Here is a 16,518-nt window from a genome sequence, read left to right on the forward strand (position 1 = left end):
CTGTGAATATTACAAATTCGACTTGAATCCGTATCCTCAAAGGAATAGATTTTATACAAAGAACTGTATCAGAGAAGAGCCCAGATTTTTCTCGATATGCGAAAAGGGAAAAAAGATGTATAAGAATAATATAGAATTCATCATTAACTCAACTAACAAAGATGAGCCGATGTACGGCATTCTGGCTTTGGTTAGTGATACTCTGGAATCTATGAAAGCGGATATTACTTCCCAAAGAGTCGACGAAGAACAAAAGAAAGCGTTTCGTTCCGCTATGAAAGATATGATCTCTGGTTTGATCAAACTGAACGGGATCGTAGAAGGTATGGGGCAGAGGGTTAGGTAAAAAGCCTGGCTTCAATCCTTTCCCAAAAACAACCTGATCCCTTTAGCAATCGTCTGCAAGGTTCTTGCCATCAAACCTTCTAATTTGGTCTGAAGGAATAATTCCATAATTAATTTTCGGAGAGCCAGATCGAACGGAAGATTAAAATCATTCCAGTCCACTCCGAATCGGAAAGGATAAGATTCTGATTCCTCTTCTTCTCCTATACCCGTATGCAATAATGTCCCTTCAAAGTCTGTATGATGTTCGTCTATATGACGGAATTCTAATGTAAGGTGCACCTGTTTTTTGAACAAAGGTAGTGGAATAATTTCCAGTCCGGCTAATTCTCCCCAAGTGATCCCACTTAATGTGAGATAACCTCTGTCCCCGCCTTTTAGTGTTCCTGTTCTGAGTAAACCTTCTCTTCCGAGCCTGCAAGAACCCATTCTGCTTCTAAAAAGAATTTCTAATGGAGAACCTGCGTCCAAGACCCCGTTCTCTATTTTGATGTCTCGGATCTGTATATTAAATACCGGAGTTAAGGTCTTGTCTTCTATGTCTATACTGGAATGGGAAACCTTCTCCAATTTGAATTGGATCCGTCCTCTTTTGGGAAGATATTCTATCTTCTTTCTGGATTCTACTCTGTTAGTATAATCCATATGAAAAGAACGAACATTTACCCCTCTAAATATTAATTTTCCTTTAAATAGATTGGAGAATGAGATCCTGAAGTGTACAAAACTGCCTTTTGCATGCACTATATCCGTTCCGAGTTCCCCCGGAAAGAATATCGTAAAATGTCTGGCCCAAACCCAAAGTCCCGGCAATAAGACGCCGGGAGTCAGCCAACGGAACTTGAATAGTCTAAAGGATATTATATTTACTAGAAGTTGTATAAACGGGCCACTCAGTATAAATTGAAGGCCTAAGTAGCCGAATAATAGTAATAGGATCGGAAATGGCATGGGAGAGAGGGCGACGAGTCAGTCCTCGTCGCCATCCGTATATTTATTATCTATGTTTTTCTTATCCATGGAAGAAATTTCCAGTTCCTTTGCCAGATCTTCCAGAAATTCTTTTTCTCTATCCGTGAATTTGCCGTCAGTCGTTACGATACATACTGCATCTTCGTAAAAGTTCGCAGCTAGGACAGGATTTCCTTCTGCAAAGTCTGTGATCATTTTAACGGGAAGAGGTGATTCGAATACTTCGGATAATTCTTCTACGATCTCAGCCTTTTGATCTTGGTGATGATCGAAGATACAATCCTTATCGAACATAGCTTTTACCATTTGTCCGACTAAGTTTCCTTCTTTCGTATGAAAGACTCCGTCCGCATGACAAGAATATGACCAAAGACTGACTAACACTTTGGCGTAATTCATCTTGAGTTGAAAAATCTCGGTTTCTCTATCGAGACTTTTCTGAAATTTTTCGTAAAACTCATGACCTGGTAGAACTTTGCTAGCCAAGGATGAAACCCTTTCCATTTTTATTCCTTCCCTCTAAGGGCTTCCCCGTTTTTCCGATGTATTTTAACCCAACCTGCGGTTTTGCAATGAAAATCCATGTTGATTTTGGGGGAATTTTTCTCAACCTGACTATGTGAGTTCCGAATCAAAACGAAAGATCCTCGTTACTTCCGCTTTGCCATATGCGAACGGTCCGATTCATTTGGGCCATGTTCTGGAAGCGATCCAAACTGATATTTATGTTCGTTATCAAAAATCTCTAGGCAATGAGTGTTATTTTTTCTGTGCGGACGATACGCATGGCACGCCCATCATGCTTGCAGCAAGGAAAGAAGGGATCAGTCCGGAAGAATTGATCGACCGTGTTCGGACGGAACATTACCGGGACCTCTCTGGCTTTTTGGTCGAGTACGATAATTATTATACTACTAACTCGGAAGAAAATCGAATCCTTTCCGAGGAAATTTATCTTTCTTTAAAGGGCAAAGGACATATTGCGGAAAGAGAGATCGAACAGGCTTACTGTGATACGGATAAGATGTTCCTTCCGGATCGTTTTATAAAAGGTACTTGTCCGAATTGTGGGACCCAAGATCAGTACGGAGACAGCTGTGAGAATTGCGGAGCTACTTATTCTCCCAAAGATCTGAAAGATTCCCATTGTTCTTTATGCGGTACCCCTCCCGTTAGCCGAAATTCCAAACATATCTTTTTTAAATTGGGAGATTTTGAGAAATATCTTTCTAATTGGGTCGAAAAGGATTCTCATGTAGCGGAAGGTGTTCGTAAAAAACTGAAAGAATGGTTCGAAGCAGGGCTCCAAGACTGGGATATTTCTCGCGACGGACCTTACTTTGGATTTAAGATCCCTGGAGAGACCGAAAAATATTTTTATGTGTGGTTGGATGCCCCTATAGGTTATATGGCGTCCAGTTTGAATTATTTCAAAGGGGATCGTAAAAAATTCGATTCTTTCTGGAAGGATGAAAAAACCGAGATCTCTCATTTTATCGGAAAAGATATATTATATTTTCATACTTTGTTCTGGCCTGCTACCTTAGAAGGTGGAGGATATCGTTCTCCTACTCAAGTTCATGTTCACGGTTTTATCACAGTGAATGGGGAGAAGATGTCCAAGTCCAGAGGAACCTTCATCAAAGCCGAAGGTTACCTGAAACATTTAGATCCGGAACATCTTCGCTTTTATCTAGCCGGAAAACTTGGGCCTGGAATGGACGACCTGGATCTTTCATTCGATGATTATACTGCAAAAGTGAATTCGGACTTTGTAGGGAACTTCGTGAACCTGGTTTCCAGGGTGGCCACTTCTATATTAGATAAACTTGATAGAACTCTGGGGAGTTTGGACACCGAAGGGAAGAAGATCCTGGACGAACTCCGAAGTTCTGAACCTAAGATCAGAGAATGGTACGAAACCCGAAATTATACCAGGGTAATGAAAGAATGTTCCCGCTTGGGCGATATAGCGAATAAATATGTAAACGATCTTGCTCCTTGGATCCAGATTAAATCGGATGCGGAAGCTGCTCGTAAAACAGTGACAGTCGCTTTGAATGCTGCCAGAATTCTATCTATTTATCTATATCCTGTTCTTCCTAAATCAGGGGAGAAGGTGTATAAAATTTTGGGTATAAACAAAAAGCCCGAGTTTGCGGATCTCGCTTCCGATCTGGAAAAAACAAAAGTATCCGTTTATGAAATGATCACCAAACGTGTAGAGGAAAAATCGATTCAAACCATGTTAGAAGAAAACACTTTGGAAACTAAATCCGCTCAACCTACAACTCCTGCTGTAACCCCTAAAACGGAAGGAGTTTTGGAAATTTCTATCGAAGACCTAAGCAAAGTGGATCTTAGAGTTGGTAAAATTATAGAAGCCGGTCCTGTAGAAGGCGCGGATAAATTGGTCCAAGTGAAATTGGATCTGGGCCCTCTTGGAACTAAGAATGTTTTTGCTGGTATTAAGGCTTCTTATCAACCTCAGGATCTGCTTGGATTGACAATCGTTGCGGTGGCTAACTTGAAACCAAGAAAGATGAAGTTTGGAGTTTCAGAGGCTATGCTTTTGGCTTCGGGCGAAGGCGAGAGTCTCAGCCTTTTTGTACCTCATAGAGGTGCTAATCCTGGCGATAAATTGAAATAAACTTAGTCTAACAGCTAGTAGGAACGAACTTGCCTTTAGAATTAGACATCTCCTATAGTTTTCAAAGGCTTCTGGAAAAGAGTAGGGCGGTAGTTTCCGGCCGCTTGGTCTCTAGGCAACTCACATTTATCATCGATTCGTTTTTAAGGACCAGGTTCGAAAAGTCTTCCGGCATCTTAAAAAAGGGAGAAGAAGTAGCAGTAATCGCTCTAGGCGGATACGGTCGTATGGAGATGGCCCCTCATTCCGATGTAGATATATTATATTTACATAATGGAGTTCCTGATTCAAAACTCGCTGAGATCATTTCTTCCATTAATACATATCTTTACGATTCCGGAAAAGAAGTAGGACATACTTGCAGAACCATCAAGGAATCCTTTCGTTATCTGGATGATATGTCCAGCTTTCATGCCGTCTTGGACAGTCGGTTCCTGACAGGCTCTAAGGAATTATTCAAAAAATACCAAGAAGAATTTTTAGCAAAACTTCCTCCTAAGTTTGCGACCAGATACAACCAAGCGAAAGAAGATCAACTTTCGGAAAGGTTCCTAAGAGAAGGAAGACCTATCCTTCTTTCGGAACCGAATCTAAAAACGGATCTCTGCGGTTTGAGAGATATCCAATATCTATATTGGACCGAAAAATCCAGAAGCCCTATCCGTTCCTTAGGTGGACTGGCAGTTCTTCCATTTTTCCAAAATGGAGAAGTCCAGGCCTTGGAAGAAGCTTACGATTTTCTGATCCGAGTCAGGACAGCGCTCCATATTCTTACGGGAAGAAAGCACGATCGTTTGGATCTGAATCTTCAACCAGAAGTGGCGGAGTATCTAGGCTTCGGCAAAAAGGAAGATATGCAAACTATAGAGAAGTTCATGAATACTCTCTATAGTCATCAGAAGAATATATTTTTTATCGTTCGTATTTATTTGGATTCTTTATTGGCGGCCCAGAAAAAGGGAGAAGCCCAAAATTTCGACTACGAAGGAATTCGATTCTTAAAGATAGGAAATACGATCTTTTCTCCTAGCGAAGGAAATCTTTTCGCGGATCCTCATACGCTATACAAAGACATATTACTTACTTTCAGGATGCTCCAAGAAACAGGCTTCGAGGTTTCCGGTGGATTATTGAGCGAGATCAGATTCGCTTCTCACTTTTTGGACGATGATTTCAGATATTCTGCGGAAGTGAACGGGGAATTTATCCGCATTCTTCAGAACAAAAAGGATAGAGGAAGAATATTAAAATTAATGCATGAATGCCAGGTGCTCGGAGCACTTCTGCCGGAGTTCGGCGCATGTACGAATTTTCCTTTGTTCAGTTATCATCATGAGTTCACTGTTGATGAACACACTCTTTTGATCCTACATGAATTGGATCGTTTAGATAAAGGAGAGTTCGAAGACAGAGAGATCTCAGAAGTTTACGGAGAATGTGATAAGACTGAAATTTTGGCTTTGGCGATTCTTCTTCATGATGCCGGAAAAGTAAAAGAAGGGGACCATTCAGAATACGGAGCGGAACTCGCAGTTTCTGTCGGATCTCGTTTGGGGTTGTCGGAAGAGGATACGGATCTATTCCGTTTTCTAGTGGAAAAACATATCCTGATGTCGGAACTTTCTTCCAAGAGAGATATTTCGGATAAGAGACTGATACGTAACTTTGCGAGAACAGTTTCTAATCCTGACAGACTCAAACTTTTATATATTCTGACTATCATAGATACCAAGTCTGTGGGTGCAAACGTTCTTACTAACTGGAAGAAGGCAATCTTAAACGTACTTTATAAGAACTCTATAAACTTCTTCCAAACCAATCGAGCAGATTCCGAAGGCCCTCATGGAGAAGAGGAGAGGATCGCTCTTGCGAAAGACTTGGTCGCTTATCTAACTGAAAAAGAAGGACAGGATTCTAAAATTTCTAAAACGATCGCTTCTTTTGCATATTCGGTGATCCCGGAAAGTTTCTTAAAAACCGTATCCAATCGGAAAATATTAAAATATTTTAAATTGATTACTTCTCTCAGTCAAGATGGTAACTCTGATCTGCTCCTGGATCTGGAACAAGACCCTGCTTTCGTAACGGTCGAAGTAGTAAGCCGCAATGTTCCTGAGATCTTATTGGATCTATGTTGTTCTGTTTCCTCCGAAGGTTTGAGCCTGGTTGGAATGCAGAGTTACACTTTCGAAGAATTCCAGATCCATATTCTTCAAGTAACGGATCCTCAAGGCAGCGGTAACATTTCTTCTGAAAAACTTTCCAGAATGGAAGGCAAACTCAGATTAATGGCTTCCGGAGAATTACAAAGAGACAGTATCGCTTTCGAAAGAACTGAATGGAATCCACGTAAGACGATACCTGAGAGTATTATCAATCGTTCCGTTCGTTTTTCTAACGAAGATGTTACTGATACAACCATCATGGAAGTCCGTATGCCTGATATGGTCGGTTTAGTGTATCGGATCTTGAGAAAAGTATTCGATTTTGGTTTAAAAGTTTCTCATTTAAGGGTCTCAACATCTGCGGATTATGCTTATGACTCATTCTATCTCCAGACAAAGGACGGGGAACAGGTCAAAGATGCAGAATTGTTAAAATCCCTGGAAGATAAGATCTTAAGAATCCAGCCGGTGGAAAGGATGACAGGCGAACTCGTTTTTTAAAAATGGTCCCCAGTATGGATTCGGGTAGTCGTTCCACAGTCACTTCTAAAAGAAAAAAAGAAACTGCGACATCTGTTAAGCTGATCAAAAAGCCTAACACTCCTCGTCGCGGTAAAAAGATAGATGCGGACTGGTGGAAGAACGCTGTTGTTTACCAGATCTATCCCAGAAGTTTTAAAGATACGAACGGGGACGGCATCGGTGACCTAGAAGGTATCATTCAAAAACTAGATTATTTGAATGACGGGACTCCGAACTCTCTCGGCATTGATGCCATTTGGCTTTCTCCTATTTATCCTTCTCCTATGTATGATTTCGGATACGATATATCGGATTACGAAAGTATCGATCCAGTATTCGGTAACTTGGATACATTCAAACGTTTATTAAAAGAAGCTCATAAACGTAAGATCAGGATCATTATGGACCTGGTTGCAAATCATACTTCTCACCAACATCCTTGGTTTTTAGAATCTAAATCTTCCAAAGACAATCCTAAAAGAGATTGGTATATTTGGAAGGATCCAATCGACGGAAAACCTCCAAATAATTGGATGGGAACTTTCGGGGGAAGAGCGTGGACCTTAGATAAAACCACTGGTCAGTATTATTATCATTCTTTCTTAGCGGAACAACCGGACTTGAACTGGAGAAATCCAGAAGTTAAAAAAGCGATCTTCTCCATGGTCAAAAATTGGCTGGATCTAGGAGTGGATGGTTTCCGTTTAGATGTAGTGAATCTATTCGTTAAAGATTCCGAGTTAAGAAGTAACCCTCGCAAAAGATGGATCGCTAGACCATTCGATCAACAAAATCATATATATGATCGTGATCGTCCTGAGATGCATGATATCTTAAAAGATCTCCGAAAACTTTTGGATTCATATGGAGATAGAATGTCCGTAGGTGAAGTGATGATGGAGCCCCCAGGCACAAGCGCACTTCCAGCTTCTTATTACGGTACGAAAGGTGACGAACTTCATCTGGCGTTTAACTTTGCTTTCTTTTACACTCCTTGGAAAGCGGAAAAATTCAGGGACGTGATCAAAGAATGGGAGAAGTATCTCCGAGACAAGGGCTGGCCGAATTATACATTAAGTAATCATGATTTCCGCAGACATATCACCAGATATTCCAAAGGGAGAGAGACAACCGCTAGAGCAAAGATAGCTGCTCTAATGCTTTTGACCCTAAGAGGAACTCCATTCTTATATTATGGTGAAGAGCTGGGAATGATGGACGAAAGAGTCCCAAAAAATCGGATCCAAGATCCAGTAGGTATCAGATACTGGCCTGTTTATCCAAGCCGTGACAACTGCAGACTTCCTATGTGTTGGTCCGGAGATGTGAACGGAGGATTCAGCAATGGAGAACCTTGGCTTCCTGTTTTTTCCAGATACGAATCAGTAAACGTAGAAACCCAGTCCAGATCCATCGACAGTTTATTAAATTTTTATAAAAAGCTAATATGGCTCAGAAAAGGGAACGAGATCTTGAAAAAAGGGACTCTTGCCCTGGATTACGATTCTCCTCCAGGTGTTCTGCAATATACTAGAGAGTTCGAAAAGAAAAAATGTCTGATCATTTTGAACTTTGAGAACGAATCCAAAAAGATCGTAGCAAATGCGAACCGTACCGCTCAGATACTCATCTCCACTCATAGAAAGCCGGAGAAGATGGAAATTCCTGTGGTCTTCGAGATTGCACCTTATGAAGGTTTGGTTTTAGAATATTAAGGGTTTGCAATCTCGGAGAAACACGAGATTACTCTTTTTACGGATTTTTTTCCATCTACCGATTTTATTTATTCTTAAATCGGATCGCCCTTATGTCTTAATTTTATGATTTCGGAATAACTCTTATAATAGGGGTTTTTCGAATGAAATACTTAGCCGTTTTACTCTTCTTTTCTTCCTACATTGTTCTATACGCTCAATCTGCATCTCCGTGTATAGAACCGGAAAGTTCGCCTTCGAAACCGGCGAAAGTTTTGGTAAAGAGAGAAGCTTCGCCAATCTTAAGAAGGGAAAACGAGGAACAATTCCTACTCTCAATGGATTTTATGAAATCCAAAACTAAAAACATAAAGATTCCGACTGAAGTCAAGGAAGGAACCTTCATAACGGTTACGTATATTCATTCCATATGTAAAACTTCTCAGTATGATCAACTAAGATTGGATAAGGAAAGAAAAAAGGAGTTATTGAGAATATTTCCTAAACTTGATAAGAACTTGTTAGTAGAATGGAAGGAAACAAAATACGATTCTTGCGGAGAAAAGGAAAATACTTCGGATAAATTTCACGGCTTCGCAATACACTATAGACCAAAACCTTCGGAAGAAACATGGAAGAAGGAAAAGGATATCCTATTCGGAAAGAAACCTGGAAGTTCAGCCGAAAGTCGTTCTGAATCTTGCGTTGCCGAATCTGGACCTCCTCAACGATTCCAGAAAGATGAGATCGTTTCGAAAGTCTTGGAAAGAAAAAAGGAATGGGACGGAGCGATCGTAGGAGATCTTACCGGAAGTATGTTTCCTTATACCCAGCAATTATTCCTTTATTTCAAATTGCAGACTCTTAAGAAGAACGAGAAATCTTTCGTTTTTTTCAACGACGGAGACCTTACTCCTAATGAGAAGAAACTAGTCGGAAAGACCGGAGGGATATACTTCCAGAAATTGAAATCGTATGAGGAACTAGAAAAATTAGCGAAAGCGACGATCAGCGGAGGATACGGAGGCGATGGTCCTGAAAATGATATCGAGGCTTTGATCAAAGCGCAGGCGGTCTGTCCCGAGTGTAAGGAGCTGATCCTAATTGCGGATAATTTTTCTACGATGAGAGACTATTCTTTGATGAGCCAGATTCAAAAGCCGGTAAGGGTTGTATTATGTGGCTCTTTTGCAGGGATTAATACGGAATATCTGGATTTAGCTAGAAATACAAAAGGATCTGTTCATACGATAGAAGAAGATTTAGAAAACCTGATGGAGTTGAACGAAGGCCAAACGATCGAATTGAACAAAAAAAAATATGTATTGGAAAAAGGTAGATTTAAACCGATCCAATCTATCTAAAACGAACGACGTTTAACAAATATTACTCATATTAGAAAATTTAAAAAATAGTCGCAGTTCGTATGATTTACCCTAATATAGTTTTGAGTAAGATTATTATTAGAGAATTATATGAATCATCCATTACGTTTAGCCGAAAACCCAGGTTTATCTTCTTACGACTTAACCAGTTATAAAGGGAATAGAGGTAAAAACTTTTACGAAGAGGACAAGATCCTTCAAAGAGTAATAGAAAGATACTCTTCCGATTACAAACCTGATCATAAAAAAGCGATGTTGGACCATCTCAAAGGTTATGGAGAATTGGTCGGAGGAATTTTAGACGAACTCACCGAGGCTTCTCATAAGGAAGGTAAATACGGAGAAGTGGTCAAATACGATCGCACAGGAAATCGTATAGACCAGATCGTTTATTCCCACGAACAAAAACTTTCCAGAAAGATCTCCTACGATTACGGAATTGTTAATTTAGATTTTCATGATGAATGGAAATTTCCCTTTACGGATCTTCATAGACAAGCTTTGACCTATCTTGCCAACCAGAATGGAGAGGGCGGAGTGACTTGTCCTTTGGCAATGACTGAAGGTATGATCCGAGTTCTGCAAGGTATCGGAACAGAAGAACAAAAAAAGAAATATCTTCCTCTGGTGGCAGGAAAGGGTTCCTTCTCTCATTTCATGGCGGGACAATATGTGACCGAAAGAGTGGGAGGAAGCAACGTAGGCGCCAACCGTACGATCGCACGTAAGGGTGAGAATGGGAAATGGATCCTGAACGGAGAAAAATGGTTCTGCTCAAACCCGGGAGACCTTTGGGTCACAACAGCTAAGATAGAAGATACCGAAACGGTAGGATTGTTCCTGGTCCCAAGGATCAAAGACAATGGAGAACTGAACGGTCATCATATATTAAGAAAAAAAGATATTATAGGTTCTAAAGGAAAACTCACCGTAGAGATCGTATACGAGGATCTAGAAGCCGAGGCCTTAGGAAGACCGGCACATGGAATTGCAAACCTCATCCGTTACGTGATCAGGACTTCTCGCGTTCATGTGGGTCTTGCCGCTTCTGGGATGTCAAGAAGAGCGTTCATGGAAGCTAGAGAATATTCCAGATACAGGACAGCTTACGGAAAGAAGATCCAGGATTTTCCTGCATATTCTAGAGAACTTGCGGAAATGAGGATCTTGTATGCAGCTTTGGTAATGCCGATTTTCCGTGGGATCGATTGGACCCAAAAAGGGATTTTGGCCGAACAGATCTCTACTCCTCTGATGAAGTATAGATCTTCTTCTCTATCCTCTCAGATCACTCATAGAGCGATTATGGCATTGGGTGGTTCGGGGATCATCGGCGATTACACTTGTTTACCGAGACTTCATAATGATTGTATCATCAACGAGACCTGGGAAGGAACTCACTTGATCATCACAGACCATGCACTTGGTGCGATGAATCGTGCAAAGATTAGAGATTCTTTCGTTTCGGAATTAAAGAAGAATTTTGACTCTGCTAAAAAATATCCCGAACTAAAAGCGATCTCTCAGTTAGGAGAAGATCTTCTGTTAGACTGGAATAAGAGCATTGAAGAAAAGCCGAGAGAATGGAAGGAAACTTATAGAGTGGATCTTTCCGATCAGGCTTATGGTGCTCTTGTTCTTTCCGAGTTTTTGGAGCAGGCTGTTTTTGATAGAGAATCCGGTTCTAAAAGATCCAGATTCGATTCTTTTGCAAAAGGTTTCGGTGCCTTCTTGTTTAGGACTCTTCCTAAAACTTCTGGAGATTACGATTCTTTCCGTTTGGATCAAGAAGAAGTAGATGAGATTGTAAACTGGTGATCTTCACCACGACAGCGATACGCAGTACGAAGTAGCGCGTTCTGAGCGAAGCGAAAGAGTCGCCCAGATCGCGCGTAAAAAGTTAAGCCAGTTTAGGGGCAAAAACTTTCTCCATATGTGCCTGTGGAATTGCTCCCACCACTTTTTCAGCGATCTCTCCGCCTTTGAATAACATTAGAGTCGGAATAGACTGAACTCCGTATTGTTGAGCCAATTCAGGTTTTTCGTCTATATTGACTTTTACTACGGTAACCTGTCCTTGGTGAGCTTGAGCGAATTTTTCCAGCTCAGGAGCTACCATTTTACAAGGACCGCACCATTCGGCCCAGAAATCTACTAGGATAGGTTTATCATGTGTTTTGAGAAGTTCGTTGAATGAACCAGGCATTGTGTTTTCCATACGAAGATTAGACCCATTCTAAATCGAATCGGACAATCCGTTTTTGGAGGTTTGGAGAATTTTTCGAAAAACTTTCTAGTCCGCGCGTAGCGTGGGTTAACCTAATAAATTTCGAAGAGCTGCTTCCAGATTCGGGTATCTGAATTTATAACCCAGCTCCTGGAGTCTTTTTGGAACCACTCTTTGGCCATGCGTTGCTACGATGGCACCTTCGCCGAGTGCAAGTGAAAGCGCGAACGAGGGCATTCTTGTGAACGAAGGTCGTCCTAGAGTTTTTGCCAGGGTCTTACTGAACTGCTCATTGGAGAGAGGTTCAGGTGATACTAGGTTGAATGCTCCTCTTGCTTCTTCTTTTCTGATTAGGAACATAATTGCAGAAAGTTGGTCTTCGATATGGATCCAGGAGAGGATTTGGTTTCCGCTTCCGATCGGTCCGCCTGCGAATAATTTGAATGCAGGCAACATCGTGGCGAGCGCTCCGCCTTCGGTGGTTAGTACGACTCCCGTTCTTAATAGAACGGTTCTGATTCCTGCTTTTTCCGCTTCTAAAGCTTCTTCTTCCCAATCTTTACAAAGGCTGCCTAACTCGTCGTCTGCTGCCGGACTGTCTTCGTCAAAGGGTGGGGTCCCTGTATCATAAGATCCGTAGATCCCGATCGCGGAAGAATTGAATAATGCTTTAGGTGCGAAGTCGCCTAAAGAGGTGAGTCTTGCGACTAAATCCCGAGTGAAGTCTACGCGAGAAGAACGGATCCTTTGTTTGTATTCAGGGGTCCAGCGAACTCCTGCGATAGGTTCTCCTGCTAGATTGATTAGAACGTTAACTCCTTCTAGATCCGCTCTGGTCGGAAGAGATCCAATCCGAACGTCCCATTCTGAAATTCTTTGGAGTCTGGGCGGCAATTTTCCGCTTCGGCTGAAGATGCGGACTCTATGTCCTTCTGCCTTTAAGCGGATCGCTAACATGGATCCTATGAGTCCCGTGCCGCCGGTAATTCCAATAAGCATTTCGCGAACCGCCTTTTTCTGAAATTTCTTTCCGAGATCATAATTCGAAATCGGTTTTCTTTCGACAAGAAGAAAGGAAATCCTTCTTGATCCCGAGTTAGGAAATCGGCATCTTTGGATGCAGTGGATTTTTTAAAATTGAACGCCGTTTCAAAAATTTGGGCAGCCGTTTTTGTTGCCGGACTGGTTTTTTCCAATTATTATCTATATTCTACAACGAATTCCAAGTTGGAATCCTATAAATCCGAACCTCCTTTTTTACGTTTTGATTTCACTGACTCTTATCTAGTAGACCGCTCTTCTCAGGCGCCTTATCTGGCGGACGGAAATTTGAATACGGAGTGGAGAAAGTTGAGACCTTCTTCCATGAAAATGGATTTTGACTTGGAGTTAAGACTTTCTCATCGTCTGAAGTCAGGAGTTTATGTTCCGACCAACTGGAAGGGGCTAAAAGTAATCGCTTGTTCTAAAAACACTCCTCTTCTTTCTCTCAAAATTCTAGAAAGAGAAGCGATCAATGTGGATAAGGAGTCCAGACTTCCTAATGACACAGAATACGGTTCGATCGATTTGGATTTTTCCAAATCGGAAACTGCTACTGTTTTACTAAAGAAGGACGCAGGTTCTGTCCTTCAAAAAGAATATCCGAGTGGGATTTGGATCTGGGCTGTGCAGGGTACTTTTCAAAGTGTTGGCCCGGATTCTTGTATTGCGGATATTCAACTCTTCGAATAAGTTTTTCCGGTGTCGATATGAACTTTTTAGAAACCGGCAGAATCGATTTACCAGAATATAAATCCAGTGCCTGGGAAAGCTTTCTTATCTATTTGTCCATCTTGGTCTTTAGTACAGCAGTTTTTGAAGAAGTCAGGGCCTTATTTTTAGTTCCAATTTTACTTCTTCTTTTCTTGTTAATCGGGTCTCAATTTAAGTGGAAATCCTTATTCTACCTGAATGTTCCGTTAGTTGCATTATCTTTTATTAATATAATTCCTTTTTCCAAAAATCTTTGGCCAGGCACGCTGATCGTGGCTTTAATTTTTTACTTTCTGTATTTTTCAAAAATTAGAAGGGCCGGGTTATTACGTTGGTTGGCTAAAGGAGAAGCTTCCAAACAGGTTTTAGGACTCTCTGTTCTGTTTGTTCTATCTGCAAGTATCGCTTTGTTTCTTTGGTTTTATCTTCTGAAGCCAGATATAAGCGATATCAAAGAGAATTTTCCAAAGGGCGAAGTTCCCATACTCATTGCGGCTGGGATCGGCTTTGCGATTTTGAATGCGATTGCAGAAGAGTTTTTATACAGAGGGATTTTATTCGAGTCGTTATTGGCGGCCAGATGTTCTATTTTTGGAGCACTCATTTTCCAAGCTTTCAGTTTTGGAATTTTACATCTGCATGGATTTCCTAGAGGCTGGGTGGGAGTCGGACTTGCCGGGATCTACGGTTTAATGACTGGGCTTATCCGAATTTTGAGTAAGGGAATTTATTATCCGGTGTTAGTGCATATTTTTGCGGATATTACGATAGCTGCGATCGTATTGTTTTTTGCTCGTTAGCAAAATTTTGGAGCCGATTTGATTTTTAAAGGCAGGGAGAAAATTGGGGTGAACGACGGGCTTGCCGTTACGCAGTCTCGCATCCTGTTCGACTTGGCTCCACGGCGTCTCATGCTTTCCTCGACACATCCTGTGTCTCGGTCGCGTTCATTTACGCTCCCTACGGGTCGCTATGAACGCTTTCAAGTATTCGCTTCAAGCCCTATCGTATATTAAGTTACATTGATTTTTAAGGATTAGAAGAAAATTGGGGTGAACGACGGGGCTTGAACCCGCGACAGCCAGAACCACAATCTGGAGCTCTACCAACTGAGCTACGTCCACCATATTTGGTGACCCGAGAGGGATTCGAACCCCCGACCCACTGCTTAGAAGGCAGTTGCTCTATCCAACTGAGCTACCGAGTCTTTTGTTTTGTAAAAGAGGGATTCGGGATGACAGGAGTTGAACCTGCGACCCTCTGTACCCAAAACAGATGCGCTACCACTGCGCTACATCCCGGATCGAAGTCCATGATTTCGTGGAAGGGCGCCATGTCAAGTCGCTTGTCTATTTGTTTGAGACAGTTTTTTCAGGTGCTCCAAAATGATATCTTCGGTCGGAGCTTTTGTAATGGCTTTTTCGAAGGCCTTTCTGGCTTCTTCCGGTTTTCCCAATTTGCTGAGCAAAACTCCGAAGGAATCCAAATAGGCGGGATTTTCCGGATCCAATTGCAGAGCCCGTTTGATATTTTCCATTGCCAGTTTGAGCTCTTCCGGATTCGGCTCTTTGCCCTCTAAAAGCAGATATGCCACCGAATTTAGGCTGTTTTTTTGCTCAGGTCTCAGTCGCAAAATTCTCAGGTGAGTCTCGATTGCGGCTTTCGTGTCCCCGGATTTTTCCAAGGCGGATGCTTTTAGGGAAAGAAGGATGATATCATCCAGTGAAAGTTTGAGACGCTCTTCCGTTTTTGCCAGAGCGGTTTTATAATCTCCGGTCCGGATCAAAGAATAGATCATCATTCTGAAAGCGTTGTCTCTTTCGGAGAATTTAGGGAATTCTTCCAATAGGTCTTCGATGACGGAGACACATTTTTTGTGATTTCCGGTCCTAGAACAACATATTGCGAAATTATAAAGTAGTTCCGGATCTTTCCCGGTCTCGGACATTTCCCGATCGATCAACGTGAGTGCGATCGTATAATTCTCTTTTAGGATTTCAGTGAAAATCCTACGTTTGGCTGGGATTTTTCTCGGAGTTTTCTTTTCCATTTACTTCGATTTGACCCGGATCCTTTTTCTAAATTCTTCCAATTCAAGCGAAGAAGTTTGATCCAAACTCAAAGGAGTGATCGGTATTTTTCCACGGAAGAATATATCGAAATCAGTACCTTCTTCAGGAACATGTCCTAGGTCAGAGCCTCCTAAGAAGAAGTCGGAGATTCCGCCTATGATCGGCTTGGATTCATAAGTGTCCACATAGGTCCTTCTGCCCAACTTAGCTACTTCTATAGAAGATAACGAGTTTTCGAATTTTTCCGGAATATTAATATTATAAACAATTCCAGAGATAAATTCATCCACCCATGAGTTTAGGATTTCGTGGATCAATTCGGCTTCTTTAATATAATCGTAGTCTTTGCCCAAGTTTCCGGAACTGACTGCTACACTTTTTCTATTATGGATGGCGCCATGTCTTGCGGCACCTACCGTTCCGGAATAATGCACGTCATGTCCCATATTCACTCCTCGGTTGATTCCGGAGAGCACCAAATCTATTTTTGGGAAGATGTTTCCATGAAGTCCTATGTTCACGCAGTCTACTGGGAATCCGTCTACTATATAATGGTTCTCGTTCACTCTTTCAACTCTCAAAGAATCGTGTATGCTCAGCGCCATGGAAGTTGCAGAACGTTCTTTTAGAGGAGCGACCAAATAAGTATTATGTTCTTTTCCTAAAACTTTTTCCAATGCAAGGATCCCGTTGGAAGAGATCCCGTCGTCGTTGGTGATTAGAATATTCAT

Annotated in this window: 14 protein-coding genes and 3 tRNA genes; 8 read left to right on the forward strand and 9 right to left on the reverse strand. The window is 41.6% G+C overall.

Annotation, left to right across the window (positions count from 1 at the left end):
- The first annotated feature begins 115 nt into the window (after positions 1-115).
- Entirely contained in the window at positions 116-346 is a 231-nt protein-coding gene (locus LPTSP_RS15845) for a hypothetical protein (protein WP_108929953.1), read from the forward strand.
- 11 nt (positions 347-357) lie between these two features.
- Here LPTSP_RS15845 and LPTSP_RS15850 read toward each other — a convergent pair whose 3' ends face one another.
- Together LPTSP_RS15850 and LPTSP_RS15855 are read right to left on the reverse strand one after the other, a co-directional pair.
- On the reverse strand, positions 358-1,296 hold the full coding sequence (locus tag LPTSP_RS15850) for a hypothetical protein (protein WP_108929628.1): 939 nt from the start codon (positions 1,294-1,296) through the stop codon (positions 358-360).
- An 18-nt stretch (positions 1,297-1,314) separates the two neighbouring features.
- Positions 1,315-1,821 (reverse strand): tellurite resistance TerB family protein, encoded by a 507-nt coding sequence (locus LPTSP_RS15855; RefSeq protein ID WP_108929629.1) that lies wholly within the window; start codon positions 1,819-1,821, stop codon positions 1,315-1,317.
- Positions 1,822-1,936: 115 nt separating this feature from the next.
- Here LPTSP_RS15855 and metG point away from each other — a divergent pair, with 115 nt between their 5' ends.
- The 5 genes from metG (at position 1,937) to LPTSP_RS15880 (ending at position 11,551) form a co-directional block, all read left to right on the forward strand.
- The gene (metG, locus tag LPTSP_RS15860) at positions 1,937-3,967 is read left to right on the forward strand and encodes a methionine--tRNA ligase (protein ID WP_108929630.1); all 2,031 of its coding nucleotides are present in this window, start codon (positions 1,937-1,939) and stop codon (positions 3,965-3,967) included.
- 29 nt (positions 3,968-3,996) lie between these two features.
- Entirely contained in the window at positions 3,997-6,633 is a 2,637-nt protein-coding gene (locus LPTSP_RS15865) for a [protein-PII] uridylyltransferase family protein (protein WP_108929631.1), read from the forward strand.
- A gap of 14 nt (positions 6,634-6,647) precedes the next feature.
- Positions 6,648-8,369, forward strand: a complete 1,722-nt coding sequence (locus tag LPTSP_RS15870; protein ID WP_108929954.1) for an alpha-glucosidase — start codon at positions 6,648-6,650, stop codon at positions 8,367-8,369.
- A gap of 143 nt (positions 8,370-8,512) precedes the next feature.
- Positions 8,513-9,712 (forward strand): hypothetical protein, encoded by a 1,200-nt coding sequence (locus LPTSP_RS15875; RefSeq protein ID WP_108929632.1) that lies wholly within the window; start codon positions 8,513-8,515, stop codon positions 9,710-9,712.
- A gap of 111 nt (positions 9,713-9,823) precedes the next feature.
- Positions 9,824-11,551: an acyl-CoA dehydrogenase family protein gene (locus tag LPTSP_RS15880; RefSeq protein WP_108929633.1), complete on the forward strand. Its 1,728-nt coding sequence runs from the start codon at positions 9,824-9,826 to the stop codon at positions 11,549-11,551.
- Between the two features lie 82 nt (positions 11,552-11,633).
- Here LPTSP_RS15880 and trxA read toward each other — a convergent pair whose 3' ends face one another.
- A complete protein-coding gene (gene trxA, locus LPTSP_RS15885; protein WP_008591489.1) occupies positions 11,634-11,939 on the reverse strand; it encodes a thioredoxin in 306 nt (101 codons plus the stop codon).
- A 108-nt stretch (positions 11,940-12,047) separates the two neighbouring features.
- Positions 12,048-12,959: a TIGR01777 family oxidoreductase gene (locus LPTSP_RS15890; protein ID WP_108929634.1), complete on the reverse strand. Its 912-nt coding sequence runs from the start codon at positions 12,957-12,959 to the stop codon at positions 12,048-12,050.
- A gap of 138 nt (positions 12,960-13,097) precedes the next feature.
- Between LPTSP_RS15890 and LPTSP_RS15895 the strand changes: the two genes are divergently transcribed.
- Together LPTSP_RS15895 and LPTSP_RS15900 are read left to right on the forward strand one after the other, a co-directional pair.
- On the forward strand, positions 13,098-13,694 hold the full coding sequence (locus tag LPTSP_RS15895) for a hypothetical protein (protein ID WP_245915595.1): 597 nt from the start codon (positions 13,098-13,100) through the stop codon (positions 13,692-13,694).
- 17 nt (positions 13,695-13,711) lie between these two features.
- Positions 13,712-14,515, forward strand: a complete 804-nt coding sequence (locus LPTSP_RS15900) for a CPBP family intramembrane glutamic endopeptidase (RefSeq protein ID WP_108929635.1) — start codon at positions 13,712-13,714, stop codon at positions 14,513-14,515.
- A gap of 248 nt (positions 14,516-14,763) precedes the next feature.
- Here LPTSP_RS15900 and LPTSP_RS15905 read toward each other — a convergent pair.
- From LPTSP_RS15905 to surE, 5 genes are all read right to left on the reverse strand, one after another.
- Positions 14,764-14,839: transfer RNA gene (locus LPTSP_RS15905), tRNA-His, on the reverse strand.
- A 6-nt stretch (positions 14,840-14,845) separates the two neighbouring features.
- Positions 14,846-14,922 (reverse strand) — tRNA-Arg (locus LPTSP_RS15910).
- A gap of 22 nt (positions 14,923-14,944) precedes the next feature.
- Positions 14,945-15,016, reverse strand: a tRNA-Pro gene (locus LPTSP_RS15915).
- Positions 15,017-15,051: 35 nt separating this feature from the next.
- Positions 15,052-15,765 carry a tetratricopeptide repeat protein gene (locus LPTSP_RS15920; protein WP_108929636.1) on the reverse strand — a complete coding sequence of 238 codons (714 nt, stop codon included), beginning with the start codon at positions 15,763-15,765 and terminating at the stop codon, positions 15,052-15,054.
- On the reverse strand, positions 15,766-16,518 hold the full coding sequence (gene surE, locus LPTSP_RS15925; RefSeq protein ID WP_108929637.1) for a 5'/3'-nucleotidase SurE: 753 nt from the start codon (positions 16,516-16,518) through the stop codon (positions 15,766-15,768). It lies immediately after the preceding gene.

Source organism: Leptospira johnsonii (genome assembly GCF_003112675.1).
In the GTDB taxonomy this organism is placed as follows: domain Bacteria; phylum Spirochaetota; class Leptospiria; order Leptospirales; family Leptospiraceae; genus Leptospira_B; species Leptospira_B johnsonii.

What these genes read in the sequence shown, in the direction of transcription:
- LPTSP_RS15845 (WP_108929953.1), top strand. Translation starts at nt 116, where the DNA reads ATGTATAAGAATAATATAGAATTCATCATTAACTCAACTAACAAAGAT.
- LPTSP_RS15850 (WP_108929628.1), bottom strand. Translation starts at nt 1,296, where the DNA reads ATGCCATTTCCGATCCTATTACTATTATTCGGCTACTTAGGCCTTCAA.
- LPTSP_RS15855 (WP_108929629.1), bottom strand. Translation starts at nt 1,821, where the DNA reads ATGGAAAGGGTTTCATCCTTGGCTAGCAAAGTTCTACCAGGTCATGAG.
- LPTSP_RS15870 (WP_108929954.1), top strand. Translation starts at nt 6,648, where the DNA reads ATGGATTCGGGTAGTCGTTCCACAGTCACTTCTAAAAGAAAAAAAGAA.
- LPTSP_RS15875 (WP_108929632.1), top strand. Translation starts at nt 8,513, where the DNA reads ATGAAATACTTAGCCGTTTTACTCTTCTTTTCTTCCTACATTGTTCTA.
- LPTSP_RS15880 (WP_108929633.1), top strand. Translation starts at nt 9,824, where the DNA reads ATGAATCATCCATTACGTTTAGCCGAAAACCCAGGTTTATCTTCTTAC.
- trxA (WP_008591489.1), bottom strand. Translation starts at nt 11,939, where the DNA reads ATGCCTGGTTCATTCAACGAACTTCTCAAAACACATGATAAACCTATC.
- LPTSP_RS15890 (WP_108929634.1), bottom strand. Translation starts at nt 12,959, where the DNA reads ATGCTTATTGGAATTACCGGCGGCACGGGACTCATAGGATCCATGTTA.
- LPTSP_RS15900 (WP_108929635.1), top strand. Translation starts at nt 13,712, where the DNA reads ATGAACTTTTTAGAAACCGGCAGAATCGATTTACCAGAATATAAATCC.
- LPTSP_RS15920 (WP_108929636.1), bottom strand. Translation starts at nt 15,765, where the DNA reads ATGGAAAAGAAAACTCCGAGAAAAATCCCAGCCAAACGTAGGATTTTC.
- surE (WP_108929637.1), bottom strand. Translation starts at nt 16,518, where the DNA reads ATGAATATTCTAATCACCAACGACGACGGGATCTCTTCCAACGGGATC.